Source organism: Streptomyces sp. NPDC006207, from assembly GCF_040613835.1.
Classification (GTDB): Bacteria; Actinomycetota; Actinomycetes; order Streptomycetales; family Streptomycetaceae; genus Actinacidiphila.
Genome location: NZ_JBEXSX010000031.1, coordinates 73469 through 87323, shown reverse-complemented (window position 1 = coordinate 87323; position 13855 = coordinate 73469). Strand labels below are relative to the sequence as shown.

Sequence of the window (13855 nt, the reverse complement as noted above, 5' to 3'; positions counted from 1 at the left end):
ACTCGAGCATTACGTTAGGGCTCCCCGACATCGGCATGTTGCCTGGCAGCGCACTGCGTTGCACCGGAGGTGCACTGGGGGTAGGCGCATCTCGCGCTTATTGCGCTGCGAGAACAGTCGCGGTGCACCGTCGGGAAAGACATGCCCACCGGCGGTTCTAAGGTGACGTCAGGAGCCGGCTGATCCGGTCGCTTCCCCTCATGCACGGCGGCGCCCCAGCCGTTGCCCCGGGCCGGACACGGGCGGGTCCGTTTCGAGCCTCACCACCAGGGCTGCCGGCCCCCGAAATCGACCGAAAGGAGACTTCCGTGGCCACGCCCGCAGTGGTGGAGATCTCTCGATGGCAATTCGCCATCACCGCAGTGTTTCACATGAGTTTCCCCGCATTGACCGTTGGACTTTCCCTCTTCCTGGCGGTGATGTACACGGTCTACGTCAGGACCGGAAATCCTCTGTACCTTCAGGTGTTCCGTTTCTGGAAGAAGATATTCGCGGTCGGGTTCGGCCTCGGTGTGGTTGCCGGAACCGTCATGACCTTCGAATTCGGTCTCAATTGGGGAAGTTACGCCCATGCTGTCGGGCCGATCCTCGGTGTCACGATCGGCATGGAGGTCATCACGGCCTTCTTTCTGGAGGCCGGGTTCATCGGCATCGTGCTGTACGGCGACGGACGGGTGCGCCCCCGCACCATGGCGTTCGCCTGCTGGATGATCGTCGTCGGCACCCTGCTGTCCACGACGTGGATCCTGTCGGCCAACAGCTGGATGCAGGATCCCGTGGGGTTCACCGAGGTCAACGGCCAGTTCCGGGCGAGCGACTGGTGGCACGTGCTGTTCAACCCGGCGTTCTCCTACAGGTACCCGCACATCCTGCTTGCCGTGCTGATCAGCGCCTGCTGGTTCATCGGCGGGATCGCCGCGTGGTACCTGGTCAAGCAGCGGGCGCTGCCTTTCGCGCGCCGCACCCTGTCCATCGCCCTGGGAGTGCTGGCCATTCTGATGCCCGTACAGCTGTACGTGGGGGACGCGACCGCTGCGTTCATGGGCGCGCACCAGCCGGCGAAGCTCCAGGCCTTCGAGGGCAACTGGAAGACCGACAACAACGGCTACAACCTGCTCGTGGTGCCGGACACGGCCAAGGGCGAGAACGAGTTCCACGTCGAGATCCCGCACCTGGGTGCCGTCATCGGCAAGGATCTGACCGGCCAGGCGAAGGTTCCCGGGCTGCTGCAGACCCCGAAGGGCGATCGCCCCAACATGTGGTCGGCTTTCTACGGCTTCCGGGCGATGTACTTCACCGCTCTGGCGATGTTCGCCATGGCCTTCGCCGGAGTGGTGCTGCGGCTGCGCGGCAGGCTGTACGCCGCCCGGCGGTTCCACCGGCTGATGGTCTGGATGGCCCCCGCCGGTGTCATCGCGATCAGCGGCGGCTGGATCACGGCGGAGACCGGCCGGCAGCCCTGGGTGGTCTACGGCCTGATCCGCACCAGTGACGCCGTCTCCCAGCTCTCCCTCGGCGCGGCGCTCGCCAGCCTCATCGGCTTCGTCAGCGTCTACGCGCTGCTGCTTGGGCTGTGGATCCGCTACATCGTCCGCACGGTGCGCACAGGCCCCGAACACCTGGTGGCGGACGCCAGCCCCACCATCAACCCGTCCGGGGTGAATCATGTTTGAGTACGCGTCATACGCCTTGGTCCTGTTCGCGCTCGGTGCCTATCTGCTGCTCGACGGCTACGACCTGGGCATCGGCATTCTGAGCTTGTTCGACCGCAGCGACCGGCGGCGCAAGGAGTACAACGAGCTGATCGCCACTGCCTGGGATGCCAACGAGAGTTGGATCATTCTGGCCGGGGTGGCGTTGTGGGCGGGCCTGCCCGGTGTCTACGCCACCGTGCTGCCCGGCGTCTACCTGCCGCTCGTGGTCATGCTGCTGGCCATCGTGCTGCGCGGCGCGGCCATCGAGCTGCAGAGCGCCGCTCCTGGCTACCGGCGCGGCTGGGGCCTCGTCTTCGGGCTCTCCTCCCTGGTGGCCTCGCTGTGCCAGGGGCTCGTGGCCGGAGGCGTCCTGTCCGGGCTGCCCCATCGCGGTGGGGTGTTCACCGGGGGCACCTTCGACTGGTTCACGCCGTACAGCGTGCTTTGTGCCCTGGGGCTGGCGGCCGTGCATCTGCTGGCCGGCGCCGCATGGCTGCAGGACAAGACCGTGGGGACCGCCCATCACCGGGCGGGCCGGCTGGGCCGGCCGCTGCTGGTGACGGTCGCGGTGGCCGGCGTGGTCCTGGCGCTCGGGCTCTCGGGCGCCGACCCGCAGCGCTTCCGTTTTGACGAGCCGCTCCGCACCACCTTGTTCGGCCTGGCTGTGGCCGCTGCCGTGGTCTGCTGGGCCATCGCGTGGTACGGCTTCGGCCGCCGGCCCGACTGGCGCCCATTCGCCGCCGTGGCCGGTGTGGAGGCCGCGGGCCTGCTCGCGCTCGTGGCCGCCACCGCTCCCGTCGTCGTCCCGCCCGACCTGACCGTGCACGCCGCGGCCAGCCCGCACGGTTCGCAGCTGTTCCTGCTCATCGGGGTGGGCGGGTGCATGCCGGTCGTGCTGGCGTACAACATCTACGCGTGGTGGGTCTTCCGCGGGAAGTTCACCCAGCCGGCAGCCCTCACCGACCAGTCACCCGGGCGGTCCGACACCGTCGGCGCTGAGGAGCACACCGCTGATGCGCCGGTGTCGCGTGCCCGCGGCGGCGGTCCGCGTGTGGCCCTCGTGGTGCGGCGCGTGCTGCTGACGCTGCTTGCCGTTGCGGTGGCGGCCGTCTCGCAGGACATCTTCGGCGGTGTGGCCACCTGGATCGGTCCAACCGGGATCGCGGTGTTCTGCCTCACCGCACTCGCCGTATGGATTCGATCCGACCGCCGCTCGGCATCAGCCGGCGAATTCGACCTCCGAGCAGCCGGGCGATGAACGACGTCGCCGACCAATTCGCCAGGCTGAGCCGCGACGACGACGGTCAGCAACAGACAGCCCGGCTGCTCACCGCATGGGCGTCCGTCGGCGAACCGGCGTTCCGGCGAGCCGGCACGCTGCGCGGGCTCGCGGCCACGGGTCATGTCCTGTGGGCCGCAGGCCTGGGCTGGGCGGCCGAGGCCGCACTGCGGTCGCAGTACCGGGGCGTGGCGCTCGCTCCGGTGCTCAGCGGTGCGGCCATGGTCGCCGCCGGGCTGCTGCTGCGCGGGATCCTGCTCGCAGTGGCCGACCGGGTGGCCGACGACGGAGCGGCCGCGGTCCAAGACCATCTGCGCGCCCGACTGCTCCGGGCCGCACTGCCCACGAAGGGCGCGCCGTCCGAGGAGGTGTCAGACGCCGCTCTCGGCGAAGCACTCGACAGTGAGGTGGGCCGGCTGACCGGATGGCTGACGACCTACGTCCCCGCCCGGCGGTCGATGCTGCTGGGAAGCGGCATCGTGCTGGCCTCCATCGCGGCCGGCAGCTGGGCCGTCGCTCTGGTGCTGGTACTGGCCACCCCGCTGCTGCCCGTCAACCTCAAGGTCATCGGCATGGGCACCCGCGCCGCCGTGCACGCCCAGCTCACCGCCACCCGGACGCTGAGCACCCGCCTGCTGGACCGGCTGCGCGGACTGCCCACGCTCGTCGGCCTGGGAGCCGGCGAAGAGACGATACGCGCCACCGAGGCCGACGACCGGGAACTGGCCGCGCGTACCCGCACCGTCCTGCGGGTGGCCTTCCTCTCGACCGCCTGGATCGAGCTCCTCATCACCGTGGCCATGGCCGTGGTCGCCACGTACTGCGGCCTCGCCCTGCTCGGCTACCTGGACCTGCCGGTGGTGCCATCCACCATGAGCCTGGACACCGCACTGTTCGTGCTTGTCCTGACCCCGGCGTACTTCGCCCCCGCCCGGGACCTCGCCCGCGGCTACCACGCCCGCGCCGAGGCCGCCGCGGCGGCCGATCTGATCGCGGAGATCATCGACCCGGCTCCGTACGCACCGGCCGGTGGTCCCGTGACCGACGTGCCCCTCGTTCGTCGCCGGAGTCGACTCAGCCCTGCCGGTGTCATCCTGGAGGCAGTGGGGGTGCGGTACCCGGGCCGGGACGAGGCCGCCCTGGACGACGTCACCTTGACGGTGCGGCCAGGTTCGGTCCTGGCCATCAGCGGGCCCAGTGGCGCGGGCAAGACCACCCTGCTCTCCGTGGCGGCCGGCCTGCGCGCCCCGGACAGCGGGCGGTGCCTGCACAGCGTGGGTTCCGGCACCCTGCCGGCCTCCCCGGCCGTCACGGTGTGGGCCGGCCAGCCCTCCTTCCTCCTACCGGGCACGCTGCGGGACAACCTGCTGCTGGCCCGGCCCGAAGCTGACACCGAGCAACTGACCTCCGCCTTCACAGCCTTGGGCTTCGAGGATCTGCTCGCCACGCTCCCCCACGGCCTGGAGACCCCGGTCGGCGAGCGCGGCTGGGGGCTGTCCTCGGGGCAGATGCAGCAACTGGTGCTGGTCCGCGTGCTGCTCCACGAAACTCCGCTGCTGTGTCTGGACGAACCCACCGCACATCTGGATCCCGACGGCGAGGCCCGCGTCATCGCCGCCATACGGACGCTGGCGCGCAGCCGCACCGTGGTCGTCACCACACACAGTCCCGCGCTGCTCAAGGTCGCCGACGACGTCGTGCAGTTGAGCCAGGGCCGGCTGGCCGGGACCGGGAGGACGCTGTGAACGCATTCAAGCTGCTGTGGACGGCGGCAGACCGCCGCACACGACGCGACCTGCTGTACGCGGTGGCGCTTGCCGGGACGGCCGAACTGTGCGCGGCCGGTCTGCTGGGAGTGTCCGGCTGGTTCCTGACCGCCTGCGCGGTGGTCACCGCACAGGCGAACACCACCTGGTCATGGATGTACCCCTCGGGTGCCGTCCGCGCTCTCGCCCTGAGCCGCACCGGTCTGCGGTACGCGGAACGCCTGGTCAGCCATGGAGCCCTGCTGGGCGCGACTGTCTCGCTGCGCTCCCGGCTGGTCCGCGCCGCGACCACCGTGCCGGCGCGTGAACTGCGCAACGGACGCGACGGCACCCTGATGGCCCGGCTCACTGCCGATGTGGAAGCGGTGGGCGGGATACCCGCACAAGTTGTTCCGCCGCTGGCCGGGATCGGCCTGACGGCCACCGTGGTCGTCGCTCTGCTGCTGGTGGCCAGTCCTCTGGCAGGCACCGCCGAGCTGGTGCTGCTCGTGGTCTCGGCGGCCACGGCAGTGGCCGCCGACCGGCGAACCCGCAAGCACCAACGGATAGCCGCAGATGCCCGCGCCACGGCCCGCACCGCGCTGCTCAGCGCGCGCTCTGCGCTCCCCGAACTGCGCTGCCTGGGCGCGGTCGACATGGTGCGCGGCCAGGTCGCGCGGTCGGTTGACCAGGCCCGGCGCGCGGAGGCAGCGGTCGCGGTGGTGATGCGCCGGGCGCGGCTGCTGCTGCGGCTGCTGGCCATAGCGGGCCAGACAGCGGTCCTGGTCCTGGCGCTGTCCGGTCCCGTGTTCACCCAGCCTGCCGCCGACGCCATCGGACAGGTGCTACTGGTTGCGGCCGCGTACGAACTGATGGAGACCCTTCCCCAAGTGCTCCGCGACCACGGCTTGGCCGCCGATGCCGCGCTGCGGCTGGAGGATCTGGCGAACCGCCCGTTCGTGCAGGGCCATCGTCCCGTGCTCCCGACGACGACCGCGGGGCCGACGCGGACCCTGGTGGCCCGCCGGGTGCCCGTGGGTGTCGGCGACGACCGCACCAGCTGGTCGGCGGTGATCGGAGGCCGTGACGTCGTCGTCGTCACCGGGCCCAACGGCAGCGGGAAGAGCACCCTGTTGGAGACTCTCGCCGGACGGATCGCCCCTGCGGCTCCCGGGTCGGTGCTGCTCGCCGGCGCGCCCGTCGGCTCCCTGCCCGCCAGTGTGATCGCCGATACGCTCACCCTTGTCGAGGCGGAAGACTGGATCGCCGACGCGACCGTCGCCGAGAACCTCCGGCAGGCCGCCCCCGGCGCGGACGACGACACACTCCGGGCCGCGCTGACGGCCGCCGCCCTGCAAGGGCTCCCCCTCCACACCCCGACGGGCCCGCTGGGCAGCGCGCTGTCACAGGGCCAGCGACGCCGCCTGGCGATCGCCAGGGCAGTGCTGCGGGCGCCGGCGGTCCTGCTGCTCGACGAACCGACGACCGGCCTCGACGGCCGGACCGCGGTGCGGATGCTGACGTGTGTCCGCCGGGCCCTGCCGGACAGCGCCCTGGTGATCGCCCTACCTGACCGGCATCACGAACTGATCCCTTTCACCGCCACCCACACCCTGCGGCTGCAGCCACGCGCCCGGCAACCGCTGAGCGCCCGGAGCTAGGGCGACGCACAGCCCCCATTCACGGCGCACCGCAGCCGCTGCGCCACCTGCACGAACAGGACCCGAGACATGGACGCCACCGAAACCACCGCTCTTCGACGGGTAGCCCTTGCCGTCGCCCGCACCACCGACCAGGACTACCGGATCGAGATCCGGACCGGCCACCACACACTGACCGCGGACGAGCCCGAGGCCCTCGGCGGCACGGACACCGGCCCGACGCCCTTTGGCCTGCTGCTGTCCGCTCTCGGCTCATGCACCGCCATCACCCTGCGGATGTATGCGCAGCGCAAGGGCTGGCCGCTCAGCGGCCTTGGAGTGCGTCTGGCCTACGAGAAGGCTCCGGCAACCGCAAAGGGCCCCGCCGCCGACCGGATCATTCGACGGATAGCCCTGGCCGGAGAGCTGGACGACCCGCAGCGTGCCCGGCTCCTGGACGTCGCCGAACGCACCCCGGTCACCCTGGCCGTCCGGGCGGGGGTGCCGATCGAGACCAGCGAGGACCGGCACTGAAGCGACCGGCCGTCAGCCCTCCTGGTCCGACGGCCGCCCGATCGTGGTGACAACGGCCAGAACCACCAGCAGGACTCGCACGGCCAGAGCCGTGACCGAAAGAACACTGAGCACAGGTCGAAGGGCAGTTCCAGCACGTCGCGACCGGCGCGCCTCGCCCGGATTCCGGATCCGCGTGGCCCGCGGTCCTGCTTCAGCGTCCGGATGGGCCATCGCGCGCCGCTCAGCCCAGGGCCGCGAGGGCGGCTTCGATGGTGCGGTGGAAGGTGGGGTAGGCATAGATCATGTTCCGCAGCCGCTCGACCGGCACCTCCGCGTGGACGGCGACCTCCAAGCCGAACAGCACCTCGCCTGCCGCCGGGCCCACGGAGGTGGCGCCGACCAGGACGCCGCGGTCGGCGTCCTGGACCAGCTTGACGAATCCCTCGTTGCCCGCCTTGTGGATCCAGCCGCGGGTGGAGGAGGACAGCGGGAGGAGGCTGGTACGCACCCGCAGGCCCCGGTCGCGGGCCTGCCGCTCGGTAAGCCCCACCGCGCCGATCTCCGGGTCGGTGAAGACCACGCGGGGCAGCGCCCGGTAGTCGGCGTCCGGACCGGGAATGTCAAGGATGTCCCGGACTGCGATCTGCGCCTGGTACATCGACACATGGGTGAAGGCGCCCCGGCCGGTGATGTCGCCCACCGCCCACAGGCCGTCGCCGGCGCGCATCTGCCCGTCGGTGTTCACCATGTGGGCCGCCGGGTCGATGCCGACCGTGTCCACGCCCAGTCCGGCCAGGTCGACGCGGCGCCCGGTGGCGACCAGCAGTCGCTCCGCGCCGACCGCCTCCCCCGTGTCGAGGTGGACGGTCAATGTTGCGCCGTTGTGGCTCACCCGCTCGGCCCGGGCGGCCGTCAGAACGGTGACACCCTCCGCTCGCAGGACGTCCGCGGCAAGCCGCCCGGCCTCCGGCTCCTCTGCCGACAGCAGCCGTTCCTGGCCTTCGACGACTGTGACACGGCACCCGAAACGGGCGAAGACCTGGGCGATTTCCACACCGATGCTCCCGCCGCCCAACACGGCCAGCGAGGCAGGAAGTTCCTTCGCCGCCACGGCGTCCCGGTTGGTCCAGTACGGGGTGCCGGCCAGACCCGGCACCGGAGGGATCCGCGGGCGGCTGCCGGTGGCCAGGACCACTCCCCGCCGGGCCTGGAAGGTGCGGTCGTCGACGGCCACCCGGCGCGTCCCGGTCAGCCGCCCGGTGCCTCGGACCAGCCGCCCTCCCTTTCCGGTCAGGCGGTCGGCGGCCGCCCGGTCGCTCCAGTCGTCGGTGGCCTCGTCCCGGATGCGGCCGGCGACCTGGCCCCAGTCCGGACGGACGGACGCCTCCCCTGCCAGGCCCGGGACACGGCGGGCCTCGGCAAGCAGGTTGCCGGCGCGGATCATCATCTTGCTGGGCACACAACCCCAGTACGGGCATTCGCCTCCGACCAGTTCGGCCTCCACCGCGACCACATCCAGCCCAGCCTCGGCCAACCTGCCCGCGACGTATTCCCCGCCCGGCCCCAGCCCGATCACGACGACGTCCGTCTGCTCGCTCATGTCCGCCCCTGTCCTGTGCGCCATCTCGCGTACCTGCGGCCGACAGGCCGCGCGCCGACCGTACGTCCCCGCGACAGAGGCACCGCGTCCGCCGGCGCACGAGACGTTGCCCGGCAGTGCACCGAGGAAAGCAGGCGTCACCGCGGAAATCCCATGCGCTGCCAGGCACATCCGCATGCGTTCCCGGGCAACGCGAGCCCCGGCGCGGCGCTTAGCGTCGCCCTTCGTACCCACACAACACAGGAGGCACTTCGCATGAGCACGCACACCACCCCTGGCAGCAGCCAGCCATGGCTGCATCAAAAGGGTGAAGTCATCCAGGAGTTCGGCACCGTCAAGCAGTTCCCGATCGGGTTGTCCTACGACGCGCGCATGTACGGCTGCCAGCGGCTCAACAAGGTGCTGGCCGACACTCAGATCCTCCACGGCCTCTACAAGAAGCACCACTGGCTGGTGCGTGGGGCGACCTTCTACCAGCTGCACCTCGTGCTGGACAAGCACGCCGGGGAGCAACTGGGGCTGATCGATGCCCTGGCGGAGCGCGTACAGAGTCTGGGCGGTGTGGCCGTGGGCGATCCGCGGCACGTCGCCGAGATCACTTCCATCCCTCGGCCGCCGGACGGCGTGGAGGAGATCCCGGCCATGCTTTCACGGCTGCTGGAGGCACACGAGACGATCCTCGTCCAGGCGCACGACGCCGCCGCCAGGGCCGCCGAGCTGGGCGACGACGGCACCAACGACCTGCTGGTCTCTCAAGTGATCCGCACCGGTGAACTGCAGGCCTGGTTCCTGGCCGAGCACCTGGTCGACACACCGCTGGTCCGCGCCTGACCTCCGGCTGCCCCGCGTCCGGCCCCCGCTCCAACCACGGGGCGCCGGACGGGGGACGCCGTGCCGGTCCTTGAGCCGGAGGAGCCGGATGCCCTCCCCCGCCGTCTGCCGTGACACTTAAGACACAGGGCTGACCCCGGCAGCAGGCGCGGATGACACTTGCGGTGTGCTGGCCATCCGCCGCGCCCGCCAGAGCGCGTCCCCTCGCCTGGTCCATGGCATTGGGCCGCCGGCCGTAGCTCTGCGCAAGGCACTGGGTTCACAGCAGACGCGACATCGGGCACTCAATCGGCCCGTCGTAGCGCAGCAAGTTGTTGCTCGAAGGGCACCACTGCAAAGCCACCGACCGCGACCGGCGCGTCGTCGACCGCGGTCTCACGTACGTGCTGGGTGCCCGTGATGCCAGTCATGAGCGCCACGAGTTCTCCGGCCGCCCGTTCGATCCGCTCGGCCAGCCCCTGTGCGCCCCAGTCCTCGGAGGCCGCGTACACGCCGGTGGGCACGACGACGGCACGGAGGTAGGACAGGAGCGGACGCAGGGCGTGGTCCAGGACCAGCGAGTGCCGTGCGGTACCGCCGGTCGCCGCGATCAGGACGGGCTTGCCCTCCAGCGCCTCCATGTCCAGCACGTCGAAGAACGACTTGAACAGCCCGCTGTACGACGCGGAGAACACCGGCGTCACCGCGATCAACCCATCGGCCGCCGTGACCGCCTCGATCGCAGCGGCCAGCGCACGGCCAGGGAACCCGTTGGTGAAGTTGTGCGCGATCTCCACGGCCAGTTCGCGCAGTTCCACGACCTGGACCTGCACCGCGGCGTCGAGCTCCGCCACCACTGCTGTCAGCCGGTCACCCAGCAGCCGCGTGGAGGACGGCACGCTCAACCCCGCCGAAACCAAGACCAGTTTCACGACGCCGGCACCTCTTCGTCCTTGACGTCCTCGGCGGCGGCCTGCGCGTCGCGGCGGGCGAGCAGCGCGGCGTGGACCGGCGCGTCCGGCACACCGGCCGGGCGGCCCTTGGCGAACTCCTCGCGCAGCACCGGCACGACCTGTTCGCCGAGCATGTCGAGCTGCTCCAGCACGGTCTTCAGCGGCAGTCCCGCGTGGTCCATCAGGAACAGCTGGCGCTGGTAGTCGCCGGCGTACTCGCGGAAGCCCAGCGTCTTCTCGATCACCTGCTGCGGCGAGCCGACGGTCAGCGGGGTCTGCTCGGTGAAGTCCTCCAGCGACGGCCCGTGGCCGTACACCGGGGCGTTGTCGAAGTACGGGCGGAACTCGCGCACGGCGTCCTGCGAGTTCTTGCGCATGAACACCTGGCCGCCGAGCCCGACGATCGCTTGCTCCGGCGTGCCGTGGCCGTAGTGCGCGAAGCGCGCGCGGTACAGCTCGACCATCCGCTTGGTGTGGTCGGCCGGCCAGAAGATGTTGTTGTGGAAGAAGCCGTCACCGTAGTACGCGGCCTGCTCGGCGATCTCCGGCGAGCGGATGGAGCCGTGCCAGACGAACGGCGGGACGCCGTCCAGCGGCCGCGGCGTGGAGGTGAAGCCCTGCAGCGGGCTGCGGAAGCGGCCCTCCCAGTCCACCACGTCCTCCCGCCACAACTGGTGCAGCAGCGCGTAGTTCTCCACCGCCAGCGGGATGCCCTGCCGGATGTCCTGACCGAACCAGGGATAGACCGGACCGGTGTTGCCGCGCCCCATCATCACATCGACCCGGCCGCCCGCAAGGTGCTGGAGCATCGCGAAGTCCTCGGCGATCTTCACCGGGTCGTTCGTGGTGATCAGCGTCGTGGAGGTGGACAGGATCAGCTTCTCGGTGCGGGCCGCGATCCAGCCCAGCATCGTCGTCGGCGACGACGGCACGAAGGGCGGATTGTGGTGCTCCCCGGTCGCGAAGACGTCCAGCCCCACCTCCTCCGCCTTGAGCGCGATCGCGGCCATCGCCTTGATCCGCTCGTGCTCGCTCGGCGTCCGGCCCGTCGTGGGGTCGGCGGTGAGATCACCGACGCTGAAGATCCCGAACTGCATATGGGTCACTCCCTGCTGTTGCTGAAACGGCCGCGTCACCACTCAGGTGGGCGACCGCGCGGCAGACGCTTGTCTGCCGCGGCTGAACTGACGGCGAGCCTAGGTTCGGCAACAAGCCGTCGAATGACTGTGCGCGCACGGCTCCCAGTCCGGGAGCGACTGACGCGGATCGTCTTGCGTGGCGACTCGGTCTCCGCGGAAGCGCTGCCTGCGTGGATCCCGTCGCTCGACGGTCACGCGGACAAGCCGCGGGGGTCCTGACCAGCCCCGGCAGAGCCTCCGGGCCGACTGCGGACATGGCACGCCGCGTTCGAGGGCGCGGACCGTGCCGGAAACGGCGAGCTGGACCACGTGCGGAGGTACCCTGGCGGTCCTGAAGTGGCCGCCCACAACCGTGCCTGTCCTTCGTGCCGTCCTGCCTGCCTCATGCCGGTGGCCACCGGGCGCACACAAAAGAGACTGCGCGGGCGTACCTGTCAGACGCCCGCGCAGTCGCTTGTGCCGTTCACTCAGCTGGTGGCGCGTACCGCGTCGCGGATGAGGTCGGCGACTTCCTTCGGCTGGGAGAGCGCGACCGCGTGGGACGCGGACTCGACCTCGACGATGGTCGCACCGGCCCGCTTCGCGGCGAAGCGCTGCACCTCCGGGGCGATGCCCCGGTCCGCGCCGGCCACGAGCGCCCAGGACGGCTTCGTCTTCCACGCGGCCACCGAGGCCGTCTCCGTGAAAGCGGAGGCGGCGAGCGGACGCTGCGCCACAGCCAGCACCTTGGTGACGTCAGCGGGCACATCGGCGGCGAAGACCAACGGGAACGCCTCCCGGACGATGGTGAGTTCGACGGCCGGGCCGCCGTCCGCGCCAGGGTAGTCCCACTGCTTCAGGCTGCCGACCAACGGGGAGTCAGGGAAGCGGCCTTGCAGTTCGCCCATGCTCTCGCCCTCGTCGAGCACGTAGGCCGCCACGTAGACCAGCCCGACGACGTTCTCCGTCATACCGGCCACGGTGATGAGCGCACCGCCGTAGGAGTGGCCCACGAGCACGACGGGGCCGTCGATCTGGGCGGCCACGGACGCCAGGTACGCGGCGTCGGAAGCAAGGCCCCGGAGCGGGTTCGCGGGCGCCACGACGGGAATGCCGTCACTCTGCAGTGCGGCGATGACCCCGGACCAGCTGGACGCGTCGGCGAACGCGCCATGTACGAGGACCACCGTGGGAGTGGATGTGGTCATGTTGGCGCTCTCTCTTCGGTCGTCAGCGGGCGTGCAGCGCAGTACGCAGCGTGTGGACGGCCATGGTGATGGCGGCCTCGGCGGCGTGGGTCTCGCGCAGGGCGTTGAGCATCACGAAGTCGTGGATGATGCCCTGGAAGCGGACGGCGGTGACGGGGACGCCGGCCTCGCGGAGCTTGTTGGCGTAGGCCTCGCCCTCGTCGCGCAGGACGTCGGCCTCGCCCGTGATCACGAGGGCGGGGGGCAGGCCGGTGAGCTGCTCGGTGGTGGCGCGCAGCGGGGAGGCGGTGATCTCGGCACGCTGCGCGGGGTCGGTGGTGTACTGGTCCCAGAACCACTGCATGCCGTCGCGGCGCAGGAAGTAGCCCTCGGCGAACTGGTGGTAGGAGCCGGTGTCGAAGTTCGCGTCGGTGACCGGGTAGAACAGCACCTGCTGCACCAAGGTCACGTCGCCGCGCTCCTTGGCCATCAGCGTCAGCGCGGCGGTCATGTTGCCGCCGACCGAGTCGCCGGCCACGGCCAGCCTGGAAGCGTCCAGTCCCTTGGACGCGCCCTGCTCCACGACCCACTGCGCCACCGCGTAATTCTGCTCGATGGCGACCGGGTACCGGGCTTCGGGAGAGAGGTCGTACTCGGGGAAGACGACGGCCGCGCCGGCGCCGACGGCGAGCTCGCGCACCAGACGGTCGTGGGTGTGGGCGTTGCCGAACACCCAGCCGGCGCCGTGGATGTAGAGGATCACCGGCAGGGAGCCTTCGGCACCAGCGGGCTTGACGATGCGAGCCCGGGCACTGCCCGTCGGGCCGCCCGAAATGGTGATCCACTCCTCGTCGACGGCCGGCTTGGCGATGTCGCCGGACTGCACCTCGTCGACGGCCTTGCGGCCCTCCGCCGGGGCGAGATCGAACAGATACGGGGGGTTGGCCGTGGCCTCCGCGAAAGCAGCTGCCGCCGGTTCCAGTATCGGCTTGACCGGCTCTACGGCATTGGACATGGGTTTTCTCCTGAGGTCTCGTCCGGTCCGCCGGGCCCTCCCAAGCGGAAACACTCATCACGCTAGACCCGCAGATACGTGCGCGAATTGTCCAAGAGCGCACCGCCGCAGCCCCGCAGCGCACCACCGGCCTTGTCGAACCAGCGGACCGATTCAGGCCGGGTGACCGGGTACGAAGCCCCTGCCGGAAGCAAGCGGTCTGCCTCGCCGGTGGGGGCGCACCTGCCCGGCAAGGCCCGGAGCAGGCGGAGCACATGACGGAGCAGCCGGAACCCCGACGCCGCGACGCGGGCCGCGT

At 70.7% G+C, this 13855-nt stretch carries 11 protein-coding genes; 6 read left to right on the top strand and 5 right to left on the bottom strand.

The features are described 5' to 3' along the window. Window positions 1-308: 308 nt before the first annotated feature. From ABZ312_RS24515 to ABZ312_RS24495, 5 genes are all read left to right on the top strand, one after another. Entirely contained in the window at window positions 309-1673 is a 1365-nt protein-coding gene (locus tag ABZ312_RS24515; RefSeq protein ID WP_500438791.1) for a cytochrome ubiquinol oxidase subunit I, read from the top strand. Next, window positions 1666-2952: a cytochrome d ubiquinol oxidase subunit II gene (locus tag ABZ312_RS24510; RefSeq protein ID WP_500438790.1), complete on the top strand. Its 1287-nt coding sequence runs from the start codon at window positions 1666-1668 to the stop codon at window positions 2950-2952. Before ABZ312_RS24515 ends, ABZ312_RS24510 begins: the two co-directional genes overlap by 8 nt. Further along, a complete protein-coding gene (locus tag ABZ312_RS24505; protein WP_500438789.1) occupies window positions 2949-4718 on the top strand; it encodes an ABC transporter ATP-binding protein/permease in 1770 nt (589 codons plus the stop codon). The genes ABZ312_RS24510 and ABZ312_RS24505 overlap by 4 nt, the downstream gene beginning before the upstream one ends. Further along, a complete protein-coding gene (locus tag ABZ312_RS24500) occupies window positions 4715-6379 on the top strand; it encodes an ATP-binding cassette domain-containing protein (RefSeq protein WP_500438788.1) in 1665 nt (554 codons plus the stop codon). The genes ABZ312_RS24505 and ABZ312_RS24500 overlap by 4 nt, the downstream gene beginning before the upstream one ends. 69 nt (window positions 6380-6448) lie before the next feature. Next, on the top strand, window positions 6449-6892 hold the full coding sequence (locus ABZ312_RS24495; protein ID WP_500438787.1) for an OsmC family protein: 444 nt from the start codon (window positions 6449-6451) through the stop codon (window positions 6890-6892). A gap of 223 nt (window positions 6893-7115) precedes the next feature. Here the strand turns inward: ABZ312_RS24495 and ABZ312_RS24490 are convergent, their stop codons facing one another. Beyond that, window positions 7116-8474: a dihydrolipoyl dehydrogenase family protein gene (locus ABZ312_RS24490; protein WP_500438786.1), complete on the bottom strand. Its 1359-nt coding sequence runs from the start codon at window positions 8472-8474 to the stop codon at window positions 7116-7118. A gap of 255 nt (window positions 8475-8729) precedes the next feature. Here ABZ312_RS24490 and ABZ312_RS24485 point away from each other — a divergent pair, with 255 nt between their 5' ends. After that, window positions 8730-9305 carry a Dps family protein gene (locus ABZ312_RS24485; protein ID WP_500438785.1) on the top strand — a complete coding sequence of 192 codons (576 nt, stop codon included), beginning with the start codon at window positions 8730-8732 and terminating at the stop codon, window positions 9303-9305. 284 nt (window positions 9306-9589) lie between these two features. Here the strand turns inward: ABZ312_RS24485 and ABZ312_RS24480 are convergent, their stop codons facing one another. The 4 genes from ABZ312_RS24480 to ABZ312_RS24465 form a co-directional block, all read right to left on the bottom strand. Then, on the bottom strand, window positions 9590-10216 hold the full coding sequence (locus ABZ312_RS24480) for a CE1759 family FMN reductase (protein ID WP_500438784.1): 627 nt from the start codon (window positions 10214-10216) through the stop codon (window positions 9590-9592). After that, window positions 10213-11334, bottom strand: a complete 1122-nt coding sequence (locus ABZ312_RS24475) for an LLM class flavin-dependent oxidoreductase (protein ID WP_500438783.1) — start codon at window positions 11332-11334, stop codon at window positions 10213-10215. Before ABZ312_RS24475 ends, ABZ312_RS24480 begins: the two co-directional genes overlap by 4 nt. Window positions 11335-11843: 509 nt before the next feature. Further along, a complete protein-coding gene (locus tag ABZ312_RS24470; RefSeq protein WP_500438782.1) occupies window positions 11844-12563 on the bottom strand; it encodes an alpha/beta fold hydrolase in 720 nt (239 codons plus the stop codon). A gap of 22 nt (window positions 12564-12585) precedes the next feature. After that, window positions 12586-13557: an alpha/beta hydrolase gene (locus ABZ312_RS24465; RefSeq protein WP_500438781.1), complete on the bottom strand. Its 972-nt coding sequence runs from the start codon at window positions 13555-13557 to the stop codon at window positions 12586-12588. Window positions 13558-13855: the final 298 nt, after the last annotated feature.